The organism is Streptococcus oralis subsp. dentisani (assembly GCF_002096335.1).
Taxonomy (GTDB): Bacteria; Bacillota; Bacilli; order Lactobacillales; family Streptococcaceae; genus Streptococcus; species Streptococcus oralis_Z.
In genome coordinates, this window is record NZ_NCUW01000030.1 from 1 (window position 1) to 17,525 (window position 17,525).

13 protein-coding genes and 3 pseudogenes are annotated in these 17,525 nt (G+C 41.5%); 11 read left to right on the forward strand and 5 right to left on the reverse strand.

All coding sequences use genetic code 11. The features are described 5' to 3' along the window. From B7709_RS10070 to B7709_RS06495, 3 genes and pseudogenes are all read left to right on the forward strand, one after another. Window positions 1–910: pseudogene (locus B7709_RS10070) on the forward strand (MSCRAMM family adhesin SdrC); the annotation flags it as partial. Between the two features lie 41 nt (window positions 911–951). Beyond that, window positions 952–2,127, forward strand: coding sequence for a family 1 glycosylhydrolase (locus tag B7709_RS06490; protein WP_084972153.1), 1,176 nt, complete (start codon window positions 952–954; stop codon window positions 2,125–2,127). A 511-nt stretch (window positions 2,128–2,638) separates the two neighbouring features. Continuing rightward, window positions 2,639–2,842 (forward strand): annotated as a pseudogene (locus B7709_RS06495) (transposase); the annotation flags it as partial. A 97-nt stretch (window positions 2,843–2,939) separates the two neighbouring features. Here the strand turns inward: B7709_RS06495 and B7709_RS06505 are convergent. The 3 genes and pseudogenes from B7709_RS06505 to rsmG form a co-directional block, all read right to left on the reverse strand. Next, a pseudogene (locus B7709_RS06505) lies at window positions 2,940–3,652 on the reverse strand (IS3 family transposase); the annotation flags it as partial. Between the two features lie 82 nt (window positions 3,653–3,734). Continuing rightward, window positions 3,735–5,018 (reverse strand): uracil-xanthine permease family protein, encoded by a 1,284-nt coding sequence (locus B7709_RS06510; protein ID WP_061453829.1) that lies wholly within the window; start codon window positions 5,016–5,018, stop codon window positions 3,735–3,737. 254 nt (window positions 5,019–5,272) lie between these two features. Then, window positions 5,273–5,986, reverse strand: a complete 714-nt coding sequence (gene rsmG, locus B7709_RS06515; protein ID WP_061453446.1) for a 16S rRNA (guanine(527)-N(7))-methyltransferase RsmG — start codon at window positions 5,984–5,986, stop codon at window positions 5,273–5,275. Between the two features lie 93 nt (window positions 5,987–6,079). Between rsmG and B7709_RS06520 the strand changes: the two genes are divergently transcribed. After that, a complete protein-coding gene (locus B7709_RS06520; RefSeq protein WP_061453447.1) occupies window positions 6,080–6,640 on the forward strand; it encodes a LemA family protein in 561 nt (186 codons plus the stop codon). A 1-nt stretch (window position 6,641) separates the two neighbouring features. Further along, window positions 6,642–7,541 carry a zinc metalloprotease HtpX gene (gene htpX / locus B7709_RS06525; protein WP_084972155.1) on the forward strand — a complete coding sequence of 300 codons (900 nt, stop codon included), beginning with the start codon at window positions 6,642–6,644 and terminating at the stop codon, window positions 7,539–7,541. A 43-nt stretch (window positions 7,542–7,584) separates the two neighbouring features. On the opposite strand, the gene B7709_RS06530 is transcribed toward htpX, so the two are convergent. Next, complete coding sequence (locus tag B7709_RS06530; RefSeq protein ID WP_084972156.1) at window positions 7,585–9,144, reverse strand: ATP-binding cassette domain-containing protein; 1,560 nt, start codon at window positions 9,142–9,144, stop codon at window positions 7,585–7,587. A 337-nt stretch (window positions 9,145–9,481) separates the two neighbouring features. After that, a complete protein-coding gene (locus tag B7709_RS06535) occupies window positions 9,482–9,811 on the reverse strand; it encodes a helicase BlpT (protein WP_084972157.1) in 330 nt (109 codons plus the stop codon). A gap of 167 nt (window positions 9,812–9,978) precedes the next feature. Here B7709_RS06535 and B7709_RS06540 point away from each other — a divergent pair, with 167 nt between their 5' ends. The 6 genes from B7709_RS06540 to carB all read left to right on the forward strand — a co-directional run bounded on the left by B7709_RS06540 (window position 9,979) and on the right by carB (window position 17,467). Continuing rightward, window positions 9,979–10,521: a YceD family protein gene (locus B7709_RS06540; protein WP_084972158.1), complete on the forward strand. Its 543-nt coding sequence runs from the start codon at window positions 9,979–9,981 to the stop codon at window positions 10,519–10,521. After that, the gene (nth, locus tag B7709_RS06545; RefSeq protein WP_084972159.1) at window positions 10,522–11,151 is read left to right on the forward strand and encodes an endonuclease III; all 630 of its coding nucleotides are present in this window, start codon (window positions 10,522–10,524) and stop codon (window positions 11,149–11,151) included. A gap of 209 nt (window positions 11,152–11,360) precedes the next feature. Continuing rightward, window positions 11,361–11,882: a bifunctional pyr operon transcriptional regulator/uracil phosphoribosyltransferase PyrR gene (pyrR, locus tag B7709_RS06550; RefSeq protein ID WP_084972160.1), complete on the forward strand. Its 522-nt coding sequence runs from the start codon at window positions 11,361–11,363 to the stop codon at window positions 11,880–11,882. An 18-nt stretch (window positions 11,883–11,900) separates the two neighbouring features. Then, complete coding sequence (locus tag B7709_RS06555; protein ID WP_084972161.1) at window positions 11,901–12,824, forward strand: aspartate carbamoyltransferase catalytic subunit; 924 nt, start codon at window positions 11,901–11,903, stop codon at window positions 12,822–12,824. A gap of 49 nt (window positions 12,825–12,873) precedes the next feature. Further along, window positions 12,874–13,953 (forward strand): carbamoyl phosphate synthase small subunit, encoded by a 1,080-nt coding sequence (locus tag B7709_RS06560; protein WP_084972162.1) that lies wholly within the window; start codon window positions 12,874–12,876, stop codon window positions 13,951–13,953. Window positions 13,954–14,290: 337 nt separating this feature from the next. Then, window positions 14,291–17,467 (forward strand): carbamoyl-phosphate synthase large subunit, encoded by a 3,177-nt coding sequence (gene carB / locus B7709_RS06565; RefSeq protein ID WP_084972163.1) that lies wholly within the window; start codon window positions 14,291–14,293, stop codon window positions 17,465–17,467. The last annotated feature ends 58 nt before the right edge of the window (window positions 17,468–17,525 follow it).

Below are 17,525 nucleotides of genomic sequence, written 5' to 3' on the forward strand. Positions count from 1 at the left end.
ATCAGAATCAATCTCTGAAAGTGTTTCAGACTTTATCTCAGCAAGCGAGGGTCACAGTGACTCCGAATTGGAGCAAGACATCAACTCTGTTTCCATCACCACATCAGACTTTGTCTCAGAAAGTGAAGACCCAAGCGATTTAGCATCAGAATCAATTTCTGAAATTTCTTCAGATTTTATTTCATCAAGCGAGGGTCACAGTGACTCCGAATTGGAGCAGGACATCAACTCTGTTTCCACCACCACATCAGACTATGTCTCAGAGAGTGAAGACCCAAGCGTTTTAGTATCAGAATCAATCTCTGAAAGTGTTTCAGACTTTATCTCAGCAAGCGAGGGTCACAGTGACTCCGAATTGGAGCAAGACATCAACTCTGTTTCCACCACCACATCAGACTTTGTCTCAGAGAGTGAAGACCCAAGTGTTTTAGAACCAGAATCAATCTCTGAAATTTCTTCAGATTTTATCTCAGCAAGCGAGAGCCACAGTGACTCCGAATTGGAGCAAGACATCAACTCTGTTTCCATCACCACATCAGACTTTATCTCAGCAAGTGAAGACCCAAGCGATTTAGCATCAGAATCAATCTCTGAAATTTCTTCAGATTTTATCGCAGAAAATGATTCAGATGAAGTAGATTCGAAACATCTAGTTAATTTAGTAGAAGTTGCAGATAATGTAGGCGAGTTTGTGTATGAGGCAAGTATTCAAGAAACTCAGCCGTGGGAGGATTCTGAGAATGGGAATTCATGGATAGGGCAAGAGAAGGAAGAGGACTTGCAGAAATCGGATTCTCAGCAGCTATCTCGTGAATTTAAAAATGTCGTAAGTGGATTATCTGGTTTGAGCTCTATTATTCATAACAAGGGCGGAAAGAATCATTCAATAGCTAATGATATTTTTGAATAATAACAATCTAGTTTATAAAGAAAAAAATAAAAGGAGTCGTCATGATTAGAAATTTTTTGTCAAATAGTGGGAAAGGTTTAGGAACAACAGATGTTCTTCCAGTTGGTGAATTTCGTGGAGGAGTATTGCACGGGAAAATCGACTATAAAACAGTACCACTAGGTTTTTACGATTTACTAGGACAATCTAAACCGATTAGTTCAAGAAACTATATTGAGGATTTGAATTTGATTCAATCTATGGGCTTTAATGCCTATCGTATCTCTATCTCTTGGGCTCGCCTATTTCCAACTGGAGAAGAGTTAGAGCCAAGCGAAGAAGGATTGAAGTACTATGAAACGATCATTGACGAAGTTCTGGAGAAAGATATCGAACCAATTGTTACGCTCAGTCATTTTGATATCCCTCTTAACCTACATGAAAAGTACGGTGCCTGGAGAAGTCGCCAGATGATTGAACTATTTGAGCGCTACGCAGAAGCTGTTTTCCATTATTTTAAAGACAAGGTAAAATACTGGATTACATTCAATGAATTTAATATTTTGCACCATTTACCATTTTTGGGTGGAGGCTTGTTATTTGAAAATAGAGATAATCGTGAACAGTTAATCTGGCAAGCGGCTCATTATCAATTAGTTGCATCTGCTCGTGTTGTTCAACTAGGAAAAACAATCAATCCAGAGTTTCAGTTTGGTGGAATGCTTGTCGTCAGTCAAAACTATAGCCAGCAAATTGACAATGCTATAGATGCTATGGAAGCTGAAGTTAAGAATCGTGAAAACTATGTATTTACGGACGTTCAAGTTCGCGGTTACTATCCGAACCACTTCTTGCGTCGCTTGGAACGTGAGCAGATTGCTTTGGATATTTCAGATGAAGATCTTTCTAGCTTAAACAGAGGTACAGTTGATTTTATAAGCTTTAGTTATCATGCATCGAATAACTCTGAAGAAGTTTTTGCTGATAAGTATGTAGCTGAGACTAGCACAGAAAAATCAGCTGATCCAGTTGGTCTTCGTTTGGTTATGAATAGTCTATATGACCGTTACCAAAAAGCATTGTTTGTCGTAGAAGATGAACTAGTCTTGGATGGTCCAGATAACTCTGTTATGGAAGAATTGAAAACAAATATTCAAGAAATCGTTAAAACAGTAGAGTTTGATGGTGTTGAACTCCTGGGTTATACACCTCTCAGCTGGGTGGAACTTGATTTTTAAAATAAAATTGGAGCTATTCTATTGAACAGCACCTCAAAAGTTAGATTATTTGTGTCTAACTTTTGGGGTGTTTTCTGATGCCGTAATTTATGAGCCTAAAGTCCATATCTATTAGCTAAGGATAAAAGCAACTAGATTTAATCGCTTATAGAAAAATATAAGCTTATTCTTTCGAATCTTCTGGTTGAAGGCTGTTTGCAACTAAGTGTTTGGATTGAATTTGATCTTACGAATCGTGAAATGCTTCCGCCTTGTCTGCACAATATGAGAAAAACGTCTATACTTATTGCTTCTAAAAGAAGAGGAAGACTATCTAAAATGGAACATATCTAAAGATAAGTTGGGATTAAATGAAAGAATTAGGAAATCTTCAAGCAGAAAATAAAAAAAACGATATGCTGTCTAGCATAACGCTGAACTTTATTCTTAACTTAACTATACTGTTCAATCTGTCATGGGTAGTGTGCATTGAGGAGATCTTTTCGCCTCTTGAATATACAATATACGTACACTCATGATCTTTGACAAACTCGCCAATCTCAAGTCCAAGTTTGGGAATAGGCATTTTTGGGCGGAAGGTTATTATGTAAGTACAGTAGGGCTTAATGAAGCCACAATTAAGAAATAGATTCAAAATCAGGAAAAGCATGATATAGCACTAGATAAGTTGAGTGTAAAAGAATATGAAGAACCCTTTAGGGATAGTGGTAAGTAATACTCACGCCTCTTTGAGAGGCAAGTGACGAGTCAAGAGCAATAAGGCTTGAACAAAGTGAAAGCCAGCGTCTTTAGGCGCTGGCTGGTAATTTGGGCTTATAGCCCTGGTCGCTGTGTAAAATGGTATTTTCATAGTGTTTTTCTGTAAATGCCTGTTCTAACATCGTTTTTACTTGCTCTAAGTTGGGCGAAGTAGAAAGATGATAAGCAATAATTTCGCTGTTAAAGCCATCTAAAACAGGCGATAAATACAGTTTCTGAGCGCTATTTGGAATGGCAAATTCTGTCACATCCGTATAGCATTTTTCCATTGGCCTTGATACTTCAAACTGGCGTTGAATGAGATTCTCTGCTTTCTTGCCAATCTCTCCTTGGTAGGAAGAATACTTTCGTTTCCGACGAATTCGAGCTTTTAAACCAAGGATCTTCATCAGACGTTGAACCTTCTTATGATTCACCATGAAGCCACGATTTTTTAGTTCAAGAGTAACTCTCCGATAGCCATAATTTCCTTTGTGCTCACTATAATTGGAAGTATTCCTTGGTTTGGGAGGCCATAATCAAGACTAACACTTCTTTGCGAACGACCTTCAAGAAGAACTTTATCCATTATTTCTCGTTTTAGTTCTGGAGAACAATAACGATTCTTCCCTTTTTTAACGATTTCTATTCCATAACAGCCAATTAATGTCACCATATATTTTAGGCCAGCAATATCCACTCCAAATCTTTTTGAAAGCTGTTTGAAGCTTTGTCCTTGCTTTCTTAGTTCATAGATATGAACTTTATCTTTATAACTCAATTTCATAATAAAATCCCCAAAAGTTAGAGTTTTCTGTCTAACTTTTGGGGTGCAGGTCAAACTGAGTGGAGCTTTTGTATTTAGATGACTAGTCTTTATTTTCGTATGGCAGGATCAAGTTTAAAAGGATACCTGTCATCGCTGATAGGGCAGTACCTGAAAGGGTTACTGGACCGAGTTTAAGAATTGCTCCACCAAGTCCAAGTACCAGCATAGCACTTGCGATGATTAGGTTACGCATCTGGCTAAAGTCCACACGTTCCTTAATCAAGACTTTCAAACCGTTGCTGGCGATAACTCCGTAGAGAAGGATGGACATCCCACCAAGCACAGCATTTGGAATGGTTGAAATCAAGGCAGTGAATTTACCTAGGAAGCTAAGAGCAATTGCGATAAGGGCTGCGTTACGGATAACAGAGACAGAAGCGATGCGAGTCATTCCGATAACCCCTGTATTTTCTCCGTAAGTCGTATTAGCAGGTCCACCGAGGAAGGCAGATACAGATGTTGCAATCCCGTCACCGAGAAGGGTACGATGAAGACCTGGTTCTTTCAAGAATTGACGGCCACAGATTTGGCTTAAAACGGTATGGTCACCAATGTGCTCTGAAATGGTTACGATAGCAATAGGCAAGATTGCGATAGTTTCAGGACCAAAGTATAAGTTGTACTCTTTAAAGGCACCACCAGTATTAAATGGCAAGTAGAAACCAGGAATTTCGAACCAGTTAGCTTCTAGAACGGGTGTAAAATTAACTAAACCAAGCATCATAGCGAAGATATAACCACCGATGATGGCAAAGAGGAAGGGAATGATTCGTAGGAACCCTTTTCCTTTTGTATTGATAAAGGCGGCAATCAAGAATGTAACAACGGCTACAAGAGCGTTTTTCCAGTTTCCGTCTGCCACAAGCCCAGCATTCGTTACAGCAGAACCAGCAAGACCAAGACCGATAACGATAATCATTGGTCCGATAATGATTGGTGGCAAGAGTTTGTCAATCCATTTCGTACCAGCAAAACGAACACTTGCGGCTACAAGGACATAGACCAAACCAGTCAAGATAACCCCTGTTTGAGCAGCAGATACATCCCCACCCATCTCTTTCATAGCTAGAGACATAGCCGTGATAAAGGCGAATGAAGAACCTAGATAAACTGGGACTTTAAAGCCAGTTGAAACCATATAAATCAAGGTTCCGATACCAGATGCAAAGAGGGCAACGGATACAGGCATTCCCAAAATCAAAGGAACTAGGATGGTCGCACCAAACATAGCAAAAACGTGCTGGAAGCTGAGGAGGATACCTTTCCCAGCTGAAGGACGTTGATCAACGTCTAGTAACAAATCAACAGTTGATTCTTGTGTCATATAAACCTCACTTTTGGGCACCAAAAAAGAACCCATTATTTTACAGCAATAGGCTCTCAGAGTAAGACTTTTTAAAAAATAGCTACCTTTTAAAAATTTATATAAATCTGCGCCTTCGTCACCTCACAGGATGACATTAAAAACCTTTGCTTGTGATAGTATAGCAGAAAAAAATGATTTTGTAAATCATTTTTTCCCAAGCCCAGAAATGCGAGAGCGAGGTTAATTTTGTAAACATTTTTTTACTAAAAAATTTAAAGCGGGCGTTTATTGGGCATGCCAGCCTTTCTAGGATACTTGTTTGGGGTCTCTTTTTTCTTTTCTACCACAGTGATGTAACGTGAATCTCCATTTGGTAGGGCGTAGCTGAGGTTGTCTTCTACCTTGCTAAAGAGGAGATTGAGGGCATTCTTGGCTTCTAGCAATTCCTCGGGGGCATTACTGGCCTTGAGTGCCAAGAGTTTTCCGCCAACTTTAAGATAGGGAATGGTCAGTTCAGACAAGACCTGCATACGGGCAACAGCACGGGCAGTTACCACATCAAACTGAGCACGGAAGTTCTTATCTTGGGCAAAGTCTTCTGCACGACCATGGTAGAAGTGAACACCATCCAAATCCAGCTCCTGAGCCAATAGTTGGAGGAAGTTGATGCGCTTATTTAGCGAATCAATGATGGTCACATCTAACTGGGGATAGAGGATTTTCATAGGAAGGCTAGGAAATCCTGCCCCAGCTCCGATATCAAGAAGTTTGATAGTTTCATTTGAAATCAAGCCTTGTAAGATGGGCGCAAGCGAATCATAAAAGTGTTTAAGGTAGACTTCTTCTTTGTCAGTAATAGCGGTCAGGTTCATCTTTTCATTCCACTCGACCAAGAGTTCAAAATACCGTTCAAATTGTTTTTTTTGCTGGTCTGAAAGTGGAAGATTTTGTTCGGCAAGCAAGCTGTAAAATGTTTCTGGTTTCATAGTAGATTCCTTCTTTAGTCTAATCTTATTTTACCACAAATAATAGAAAATTTGATATACTAGTACTAATCTAAAAGTAGAAAGGAATAGAATATGATTTGGATTGTTCTTGGAGTTTTAGCTCTTATCGTCATTTTTGTGATTGTTAGCTATAATGGTTTGGTTAAAAATCGCATGCAAACAAAGGAGGCTTGGAGTCAGATTGATGTTCAATTGAAACGTCGAAATGATCTTTTGCCAAATTTGATTGAAACAGTCAAAGGATATGCTAAGTATGAAGGTTCAACTCTTGAAAAGGTGACTCAACTTCGTAATCAAGTAGCAGCAGCAACTTCTCCTGCAGAGGCTATGAAGGCCAGTGATGCCCTTACTCGCCAAGTCTCAGGTATTTTTGCAGTTGCTGAAAATTATCCTGACTTGAAAGCTAGTACCAACTTTATCAAGTTGCAAGAGGAGTTGACCAATACAGAAAATAAAATTTCTTACTCGCGTCAACTCTATAATAGTGTTGTTAGCAACTATAATCTCAAACTACAAACCTTCCCAAGTAATATTATTGCAGGACTATTTGGATTTAAAGCAGCAGACTTCCTTCAAACTCCAGAAGAGGAAAAGGCGGTTCCTAAAGTCGATTTTAGCGGTTTAGGTGACTAAGATGTTGTTTGATCAAATTGCAAGCAATAAGCGAAGAACCTGGATTTTGTTGCTGGTTTTCTTCCTGCTCTTGGCCTTGGTTGGCTATGCGGCCGGTTATCTCTTTATGTGTTCAGGTCTTGGAGGCATCATCATAGCTCTAATCATCGGTCTTGTCTATGCCTTAACCATGATCTTTCAATCAACAGAGATTGTCATGTCTATGAATGGGGCGCGTGAGGTTGATGAGCAAACGGCACCAGATCTCTACCATGTAGTGGAAGATATGGCCATGGTCGCTCAGATCCCTATGCCACGTGTTTTCATCATTGAGGATTCTTCTTTAAATGCCTTTGCAACAGGTTCCAACCCGCAGAATGCGGCAGTTGCGGCCACTTCGGGTCTTCTAGCGATCATGAATCGTGAGGAGCTAGAAGCAGTTATGGGGCATGAAGTCAGTCATATCCGAAACTACGATATCCGCATTTCGACCATTGCTGTTGCCCTTGCTAGTGCTATTACACTGCTATCTAGTATGGCTGGTCGGATGATGTGGTGGGGTGGCGCAGACCGCAGACGGAATGATAATGATCGTGACGGAAATGGACTAGAGATTATCATGCTTGTAATCTCTCTCTTAGCCATTATTCTGGCACCTCTCGCTGCAACCTTGGTACAACTAGCTATCTCTCGTCAGCGAGAATTTTTAGCGGATGCATCTAGTGTGGAGCTGACTCGCAATCCTCAAGGGATGATCAATGCCTTGCGCAAGTTGGACAATAGCGAGCCAATGCATCACCACGTTGACGATGCCAGCAGCGCTCTTTATATCAATGATCCTAAGAAAGGTGGCGGACTACAAAAACTATTTTACACTCATCCACCTATCTCAGAACGAATCGAACGCTTGAAACAGATGTAAAAAAATCCAGAGCTCGTCTCTGGATTTTTGCTATATTCAAAATTTATAAATCTTGTAAATCAACGACTTCAAAACCATGTTCTGTCAATCGATAGAGGCTCGTACAGACCTCTTTTAAGAAACGTCGATCATGAGAAACAGTGACCAGCCCACCGGGATAAGTGGCAAAGAGTTTTCGGATCTCTGGTTGAGAGGTGGGAGAGAAATTTCGGGTAGGCTCATCCAGAAGGAGAAAGTTTGGCTTGCTCAGTACTAAATCCAACAGAAGTAGTTTGCCTTGTTGCCCACCAGATAAGGAACGGATTTGGTGTTGCATCTCTGGATAACTGAAATTGAGGCTGGCTAAGTGAGATTGGATTTTCTGTAGTTCCTCTTTTTGTCCAGTTTGGCTGAGATAGGTTACTGGAGATAGATCTAATTCCAGTTTTTTGTGGTAATCTTGTGGCATAAAACCAAGCGAAATTTCTCTTTTGGCGCTTAGTAGTTGTTGCAACTTGGTTAATAGAGTCGATTTTCCAACACCATTTGACCCGATGATACCGATTTTATCTTGGCCACGGACAGTTAGTTGTAACCCCTGTGCTAAAATGCGCTCGTCAATGGACAAATTTTCCTCCTCCAGTTGGATTAAGACTTTAGAAGCTGCTAATGGTTGTATATCTGAGAAGAAGAGTTGAATTTGCTCTTCTTCAAGGGGCTTTTGGGTCATCAACTGAGCTGATTTTTCGTAGCGTTTTTCTTGAGAGAGAACATTTTTCATCTTTTTAGCTAATAGGCGCCCAGCAACATCGTTTTTAGTGTTACGCAAGGCAGTTTCCACATTTTGTTTAACGCGGCGATGCTTTTCCATGGTTTTATTATAGGCTCTCTGGTCGTTAGCAGCTTGCTGGATTTGTCTGGCAAAACTAGCCTTTCTCTGGTTGCTATAGCGTTCATAATCTAAATGCTCTACTAGTGTTTCCGCTTCTTTTCGGTGTTTGACCAGTCGCAAGTGGACAATAGTATCTGCCGTCTGAGAAAGAAAGTCTTCATCATGGGAAATGAAAATGACAGTTTGCCCAATCTTCTGTATCTGCCTTTTTAGCCAATCAACCGTATCCAAATCCAGGTCATTTGAAGGCTCATCTAAAAATAGAACTTCAAAAGGTTTAGACAATTCATGTATGAGTTGAACTTTTAAAGCTTCGCCACCTGAGAGGCTCCCAATTTTTTGGTCACTAGCGAAGCGATCACTATCAAAATGCAACTCCTCAGCCAAACGATAGAGGAGACTGTAGTCTAAATCAGCGAAATCTAAAAAGAAGTAGTCGTGTAGAGTTCTATTTTTCAGCTCCTCAGCTAACTTTTGAGGAATGTAGGCCAGTGATTGAAAATCAGACTGGATGTCTCCCCTGATAGTGAAATCAGGTAATGCTTCCCCCATCAAAGCCCGTAGCAAGGTTGACTTGCCATTTCCTTCTTCACCAATAATAGCAACCTTTTCCCCGTCTTGGATAGTCATGCTTAAGTCAGATACAAGGTCTCGTAAATCTTTGTTTTGTGTGATGGTCAGATGATTGATTTTTATCATATTGTTGCCCTTTCTAGAATGTCCATAGTGCATAACAAAAAGCTCTACTTTACCTAGTAGAGCCCAAAGTCACTGTCAAAAACTCCATTATCCATGTCGAAAATCCCGTCAAACTAGGTCAATCTAGCCTTATCCAACCTAAGAGGAGCAGATGGTTAGCTTTCTAGTTTTTTGATTTTCAAAGAGGATAAAGTACCAGAAGATCTAGTACAAAAAGAGCATGCAAAAAGAGACAAAAACAAGATCTACTAAATAAAGTTCTTTATTTGATAGACTTAGTTGTTCATGTCTCCTTTACCTCCAAGTATTAGTACCTCTATCCTATACCTTTAAGGATATTTTGTCAATAGTAAATTCAAAATTTTAAACTCTAAAATCCGAAAACAGGTCCATAAAGAGTCAGTACGTGTTTGACGTGCTCGTAATGGAACTTGTCATAGTTGCGCCAAGCAGTACGAGCTTGATCGTTTAGTTTTAGGCTCCCCAGTCCGATCAGTAGACTGGTACGTTGGTAAAATTTCTCAAGGTCGATTAAGATAGTGTTGTCAAGCTTTTCCGCTTTTTTAAGTTCCTTGAGAGTGCTGTTCAGCAGTTCTTGTAGACGGAAATCATCGGCTGTACCTTGTTTGCAACTTTGGTAGCTTTTATTTAACTCGGATAGGAGTTGGTAAGCTTGGTTGATTAGTGCTTTGTCTTCCATATGAGCATCCTCCTTGCTCTGATGTATTCTTGTCTATAGTATAGCACTAAACAGAAAATATGTCATAGTAAATATGTTAAAAAGGAGATTTTAATATCAAAGTTTGGAAGGCTGACTTGTAGCCTTTTCATGGTATAATCAAGTGAGTACATCTTTATGGAGGAAATATGAAGTTAAATATTCAAGAAATTCGTAAGCAGCCTGAAGGCCTACATTTTGAACAAGCTTTAGACCTGGCATCAGACTTGTGTGCCCGTAATCAAGAAATTTTAGATGTCAAAGATATCCTTGCGGTAGGGAAGGTCCAATACGAAGACCGCATGTATTTCTTAGATTATCAACTATCTTACACCATTGTCCTTGCTTCCAGTCGTAGTATGGAGCCAGTTGAGTTGTCAGAGTCTTATCCAGTGACAGAGGTTTTCATGGAAGGCGCAACCAACCAACTAGATCAGGAAGTTCTTGATGATGACCTGGTCTTGCCTATCGAAAATGGGGAAATCGACCTTGCTGAGAGTGTGTCAGATAATATCTTGCTAAACATTCCAATCAAAGTCTTGACAGCTGAAGAAGAGGCTGGTCAAGGATTTGTTTCAGGTAATGACTGGCAAATCATGACTGAGGAAGAATACCAAGCCCAACAAGCAGTCAAGAAAGAAGAAAACAGTCCATTTGCTGGCTTGCAAGGACTATTTGACGGAGACGAGTAGATGGTTTTATCCAAGAAACGTGCCCGTCATGTCATAGAGGAAATTATTGCCCTCTTTCCAGATGCTAAGCCTAGTCTTGATTTTACCAATCACTTTGAACTATTGGTTGCAGTGATGTTGTCAGCTCAGACGACAGATGCTGCAGTCAACAAGGCTACACCAGGTCTCTTTGCTGCTTTTCCAACGCCTCAAGCCATGTCTGTGGCAACTGAAAGTGAAATTGCTTCACACATTTCTCGTCTGGGACTGTATCGAAATAAGGCTAAATTCCTTAAAAAATGTGCCCAACAACTATTAGACGATTTTGACGGCCAAGTACCTCAGACTCGCGAGGAATTAGAAAGCCTAGCAGGTGTTGGTCGCAAAACAGCAAATGTCGTCATGAGCGTGGGCTTTGGGATTCCAGCCTTTGCAGTGGACACTCATGTGGAGCGTATCTGCAAGCACCATGGTATTGTCAAAAAATCGGCTACACCCCTCGAAGTAGAAAAACGTGTCATGGACATTCTGCCACCAGAGAAATGGTTGGCAGCCCACCAAGCCATGATATACTTTGGACGGGCTATCTGTCATCCAAAAAATCCAGAATGCGATCACTATCCTCAATTATATGATTTTAGTTCGTTATAAGTGAAAATAATGAATGTTTTTACTTGATTTGAACGGGTCTTTGTGATATAGTAATGACAATAAAATATTCCTTTAAACCTGTCCCGTGAGGCAGACAAGGAGCTGGATTAAGTAGAAGGGTGAAGTCTATACTGTTTGCAGTAAGGCTCGCTTGGCTATACATTTCGAGTCTCCTTGTAGAAGGAGACTTTTCTTTTTGGAGGTTTGTCATGAAGACAAAAGAAGTTGTAGACGAATTGACTGTCAAACGAGCGATTACGCGAATTACTTATGAGATTATCGAGCGCAATAAAGATTTGAATAAGATTATCCTAGCTGGGATAAAAACGCGTGGTGTTTTCATAGCTCATCGTATCAAAGAACGTTTGGAGCAATTGGAAAATATCACTGTTCCTGTTGTGGAATTAGACACCAAACCTTTCCGTGATGACGTTAAAAGCGGAGAAGATACTTCTTTGATTTCTGTTGATGTGACAGACCGTGAGGTCATTTTAGTGGATGATGTGCTCTATACAGGCCGTACCATCCGCGCTGCTATTGATAATATTGTTGGTCATGGTCGTCCTGCGCGCGTAAGTCTTGCGGTTCTAGTCGATCGTGGACATAGAGAATTGCCTATCCGTCCAGATTACGTTGGAAAAAATATCCCAACCAGTCGTTCTGAAGAAATCATTGTAGAGATGGCAGAACTTGATGGCCAAGATAGAGTTCTGATTACTGAAGAAGCTTAGAAAGCTAAAGGAGTAGCTATGTCAGAAAATCAACAAGCATTGAACCATGTGGTTTCCATGGAAGACCTTACAGTTGATCAAGTGATGAAATTGATCAAGCGAGGAATCGAGTTTAAAAATGGAACCCAGCTTCCCTACGAGAACAAAACTATCGTGTCCAATCTCTTCTTTGAAGATTCTACACGAACGCATAAGTCTTTCGAAGTGGCAGAGATTAAACTAGGGCTGGAACGACTGGACTTTGATGTGAAGACAAGTTCAGTAAACAAGGGTGAGACACTTTATGATACCATCCTGACTCTGTCTGCTTTAGGAGTGGATGTCTGTGTGATTCGCCACCCAGAGGTCGACTACTACAGAGAGTTGATTGCAAGTCCGACGATTACGACTTCTATTATCAATGGTGGAGATGGCTCAGGACAGCATCCCAGTCAGAGCTTGCTTGATTTGATGACTATTTATGAGGAATTTGGCCGCTTTGAGGGGCTCAAAATTGCTATTGCAGGTGATTTAGACCACTCACGTGTTGCCAAGTCCAATATGCAGATTTTGAAGCGTTTGGGAGCTGAACTTTTCTTTGCGGGACCTGAGGAATGGAGAAGTCAAGAGTTTGCGGACTATGGACAGTTTGTAACCATTGATGAAATCATCGATCAGGTTGATGTTCTGATGTTACTCCGCGTTCAACATGAACGTCACGAAAGTGGAACAATCTTTTCAAAAGAAGACTACCATGCCCAACATGGCTTGAACCAAGAACGTTATGATCGTTTGAAAGAAACAGCAATCATTATGCATCCAGCTCCTGTCAATCGAGATGTGGAAATTGCTGACCACTTGGTTGAAGCTTCAAAATCACGGATTGTCCAACAAATGACCAATGGTGTCTTTGTTCGAATGGCAATCTTAGAATCCGTATTGGCAAATAGAAAAGCCAAATGAGACACAAAACGTTAAAAGACGCCAGTGAGCGTCCACGAGAGGTGAAAATATGACAAAAAGACTTCTAGTATTAGAAGATGGCACAATTTTTGAAGGCAAGGCCTTTGGAGCAGATATTGATGTAACAGGCGAAATCGTCTTTAATACAGGGATGACCGGTTACCAAGAGTCCATTACAGATCAGTCTTATAATGGACAAATCTTGACATTTACTTATCCTTTAGTGGGAAATTATGGAATTAACCGTGATGATTACGAATCCATTATTCCAACTTGTAAGGGAGTCGTTGTTTTCGAAGAAGCACGTAGAGCTAGCAACTGGCGCAATCAAATGACCTTGGATGAATTTTTGAAAGCTAAGAAAATTCCAGGGATTTCAGGAATTGATACGCGTGCACTTACTAAAATCATCCGTAAGCATGGTACTATGCGTGCAACCTTGACCCATGTTGGGGACAGTATAGACCATGTGACGGACCAGCTCCAAGCAACAGTCTTGCCAACTGATAATATCAAGCAGGTTTCTACTAAAACATCCTATCCAGCTCCTGGGGTTGGCTTGAGCGTGGTGCTAGTGGACTTTGGTCTCAAGCACTCAATCTTACGCGAACTTTCTAAGCGTAACTGTAACGTGACGGTTGTTCCTTATTCAACAAAGGCGGAAGAAATTCTCCACCTCAATCCCGACGGGGTTATGTTGTCAAATGGTCCAGGTAACCCAGAAGATGTTCCAGAAGCATTGGACATGATTCGTGGTGTGCAAGGGAAAATTCCAATTTTCGGTATTTGCATGGGGCATCAACTCTTTGCCATGGCCAATGGAGCTAAGACTTACAAGATGAAATTTGGTCACCGTGGATTTAACCACGCGGTACGTGAAATTGCTACAGGACGAGTAGATTTTACCAGCCAGAACCACGGTTATGCGGTTAGCCGTGAGGACTTACCAGAACATTTGATCATTACCCACGAAGAAATCAATGACAAGTCAGTTGAAGGTGTGCGCCACAGATACCAACCAGGTTTTTCTGTACAATTCCACCCAGACGCAGCTCCTGGTCCACACGACGCTAGCTATCTCTTTGACGAGTTTATCGAGATGATGGAAGCTTTTAAACAATCAAACTAAGGACGAGTAAAAGCTCGTCGGAGAATTTATTTAATGGCAACCTGAGAGTTGCCGAATAGAAAGGCAGGTCGTTTCTTTTAGTCGCTATCAGGCGAACTAAAAACTCCCTGCACTAGATTTTTTATCGAAAAATATCGTTTCTCTAAAAAATCGTCGGAGAATTTATTTAATGTCGCCCTGTGAGGCGACGAATAGAAAGGAGAAGGGTGGTCCGTATTTGCTGAACTGAATACGGGCTACGGACGGTGCTAAAAAGACAGTTATTCCTAGAACTGACAGTTCTTCGTCATAACTCCTATTTTAGCTTTGTCCGCTTGACGCCCTTAATATCTTATAAATGCCTAAACGTACTGATATTCAAAAAATTATGGTGATTGGTTCTGGTCCGATTATTATTGGTCAGGCTGCTGAGTTTGACTACGCTGGGACCCAGGCCTGCTTGTCTTTGAAAGAGGAAGGCTATGAGGTTGTTTTGGTTAACTCAAACCCTGCAACCATCATGACGGATAAGGAGATTGCGGACAAGGTCTACATCGAACCGATTACACTCGAGTTTGTGACGCGTATTCTCCGTAAGGAACGTCCAGATGCTTTACTTCCTACTCTTGGAGGTCAGACAGGACTCAACATGGCCATGGAATTATCTAAAAATGGTATTCTCGATGAACTTGGTGTCGAACTTCTCGGTACTAAACTGTCTGCTATTGACCAAGCTGAGGACCGTGACCTCTTTAAACAATTGATGGAAGAGCTTGAGCAACCAATTCCTGAATCTGAAATTGTCAATACAGTAGAAGAAGCAGTTGCCTTTGCAGCGACAATTGGTTACCCAGTCATCGTTCGTCCAGCCTTTACCCTAGGTGGTACTGGTGGTGGTATGTGTGCCAACGAGGAAGAATTGCGTGAAATCGCTGAAAATGGTTTGAAACTGTCACCTGTTACCCAATGTTTGATTGAGCGTTCCATTGCAGGTTTCAAGGAAATCGAGTACGAAGTCATGCGTGACTCGGCTGACAATGCCCTCGTTGTTTGTAACATGGAAAACTTTGACCCGGTTGGGATTCACACAGGTGACTCCATTGTATTTGCACCTGCGCAAACCATGTCAGACTATGAAAACCAAATGCTACGTGACGCGAGCTTGAGCATCATTCGTGCCCTTAAGATTGAAGGTGGATGTAACGTTCAGCTAGCACTTGATCCCCACAGTTTTAAGTACTATGTTATCGAAGTAAACCCCCGTGTATCGCGCTCTTCTGCCCTTGCTTCTAAGGCGACAGGTTATCCGATTGCTAAGTTAGCTGCCAAGATTGCCGTCGGTTTGACCCTAGATGAGGTTATCAACCCAGTTACAGGTTCAACCTATGCCATGTTTGAGCCAGCCCTTGACTACGTGGTTGCTAAGATTCCACGTTTCCCATTTGATAAGTTTGAAAAAGGTGAACGTCGTCTTGGTACCCAGATGAAGGCGACTGGAGAAGTCATGGCGATTGGTCGTAACATCGAGGAGTCTCTTCTTAAAGCTTGTCGTTCCCTTGAAATTGGTGTCCACCACAATGAAATGCCTGAGCTTGCAGCGGTTTCAGATGATGCCTTGATTGAAAAAGTTGTCAAAGCTCAAGATGATCGTCTCTTCTACGTTTCAGAAGCCATTCGACGTGGCTACACACCAGAAGAAATTGCAGAATTGACTAAGATTGATATCTTCTATCTTGATAAACTCTTGCATATCTTTGAAATTGAGAAAGAATTGGGCGCTCATCCTCAAGATTTAGACGTCTTAAAAACTGCCAAACTAAACGGATTCTCAGATCGTAAGATTGCTGAACTATGGGAAACGACAGCTGACCAAGTTCGCCAACTTCGCTTGGCAAACAAGATTATTCCAGTTTATAAGATGGTAGATACTTGTGCGGCAGAGTTCGACTCTGAAACGCCATATTTCTATTCAACCTATGGTTGGGAAAATGAGTCTATTAAGTCTGACAAGGAATCCGTTCTAGTTCTCGGTTCTGGTCCTATCCGTATCGGGCAAGGAGTTGAGTTTGACTACGCAACTGTTCACTCAGTTAAGGCTATTCAGGCTGCTGGTTATGAAGCTATTATCATGAATTCAAACCCAGAGACCGTTTCGACAGACTTCTCAGTATCTGACAAGCTCTACTTTGAACCATTGACATTTGAAGATGTCATGAATGTCATTGACTTGGAGCAACCAAAAGGCGTTATCGTTCAGTTTGGTGGTCAAACAGCCATCAACCTTGCGGAGCCTTTGGCAAAAGCAGGTGTGACCATCCTTGGTACGCAAGTCGCTGACTTAGACCGTGCCGAAGACCGAGACCTCTTCGAGCAAGCCCTTAAAAACTTGGATATTCCACAGCCACCAGGACAGACAGCAACCAATGAAGAAGAAGCAGTGCTTGCAGCACGCAAGATTGGTTTCCCAGTCCTTGTTCGCCCATCTTATGTCTTGGGTGGACGTGCCATGGAAATTGTTGAAAACGAAGAGGACCTCCGTTCTTACATGCGTACGGCTGTTAAGGCTAGTCCAGACCATCCAGTGCTTGTTGACTCTTACATCGTTGGGCAAGAGTGTGAAGTTGATGCCATTTCAGATGGACAAAATGTCCTTATCCCAGGTATCATGGAGCATATCGAACGTGCCGGTGTCCACTCAGGTGACTCAATGGCCGTTTACCCGCCACAAACTTTGTCGCAAAAGGTTCAGGAAACCATTGCAGACTACACAAAACGTCTTGCAATCGGTCTTAACTGTCTTGGTATGATGAACATTCAGTTTGTCATCAAGGATGAGAAAGTCTATGTTATTGAGGTTAACCCACGTGCCAGCCGTACGGTTCCTTTCCTTTCTAAAGTGACCAATATTCCGATGGCTCAGGTAGCAACCAAGCTCATTCTTGGGCAAAGTTTATCAGAACTTGGCTACCAAGATGGACTTTATCCTGAAAGCACTCGCGTTCATATCAAGGCACCTGTCTTCTCTTTTACCAAACTAGCTAAGGTAGACAGCTTGCTCGGTCCTGAGATGAAGTCAACAGGTGAAGTTATGGGTTCTGATACGACTCTCGAAAAAGCTCTCTATAAAGCCTTTGAAGCTTCTTATCTCCATTTGCCAACCTTTGGAAATGTAGTCTTTACCATCGCAGATGATGCCAAAGAAGAAGCCTTGAACTTGGCTCGACGTTTCCAAAATATCGGTTACGGTATCCTTGCGACAGAAGGAACTGCAGCCTTCTTTGCCAGTCATGGACTGCATGCCCAACCTGTTGGTAAGATTGGTGACGATGAGAAGGACATTCCAAGCTTTGTCCGCAAAGGAAAAATCCAAGCGATTATCAATACTGTCGGAACAAAACGAACTGCTGACGAAGATGGAGAGCAAATCCGCCGTTCAGCCATTGAACACGGGGTGCCCCTCTTCACAGCCCTAGATACAGCTAATGCCATGCTCAAAGTGCTGGAAAGCCGTAGTTTTGTCACAGAAGCAATCTAGTTGAGAAAAAAATTTCACAGTTAAAAAGTCAGCGTAGAAAACGCTGGCTTTTACAATA

Excerpts from the sequence above, each read along its gene's own strand:
- B7709_RS06530 (WP_084972156.1), bottom strand. The coding sequence starts at position 9,144 with ATGCACTATGGACATTCTAGAAAGGGCAACAATATGATAAAAATCAAT.
- carB (WP_084972163.1), top strand. The coding sequence starts at position 14,291 with ATGCCTAAACGTACTGATATTCAAAAAATTATGGTGATTGGTTCTGGT.
- B7709_RS06540 (WP_084972158.1), top strand. The coding sequence starts at position 9,979 with ATGAAGTTAAATATTCAAGAAATTCGTAAGCAGCCTGAAGGCCTACAT.
- nth (WP_084972159.1), top strand. The coding sequence starts at position 10,522 with ATGGTTTTATCCAAGAAACGTGCCCGTCATGTCATAGAGGAAATTATT.
- B7709_RS06555 (WP_084972161.1), top strand. The coding sequence starts at position 11,901 with ATGTCAGAAAATCAACAAGCATTGAACCATGTGGTTTCCATGGAAGAC.
- pyrR (WP_084972160.1), top strand. The coding sequence starts at position 11,361 with ATGAAGACAAAAGAAGTTGTAGACGAATTGACTGTCAAACGAGCGATT.
- B7709_RS06490 (WP_084972153.1), top strand. The coding sequence starts at position 952 with ATGATTAGAAATTTTTTGTCAAATAGTGGGAAAGGTTTAGGAACAACA.
- B7709_RS06520 (WP_061453447.1), top strand. The coding sequence starts at position 6,080 with ATGATTTGGATTGTTCTTGGAGTTTTAGCTCTTATCGTCATTTTTGTG.
- rsmG (WP_061453446.1), bottom strand. The coding sequence starts at position 5,986 with ATGAAACCAGAAACATTTTACAGCTTGCTTGCCGAACAAAATCTTCCA.
- B7709_RS06510 (WP_061453829.1), bottom strand. The coding sequence starts at position 5,018 with ATGACACAAGAATCAACTGTTGATTTGTTACTAGACGTTGATCAACGT.
- B7709_RS06535 (WP_084972157.1), bottom strand. The coding sequence starts at position 9,811 with ATGGAAGACAAAGCACTAATCAACCAAGCTTACCAACTCCTATCCGAG.
- htpX (WP_084972155.1), top strand. The coding sequence starts at position 6,642 with ATGTTGTTTGATCAAATTGCAAGCAATAAGCGAAGAACCTGGATTTTG.
- B7709_RS06560 (WP_084972162.1), top strand. The coding sequence starts at position 12,874 with ATGACAAAAAGACTTCTAGTATTAGAAGATGGCACAATTTTTGAAGGC.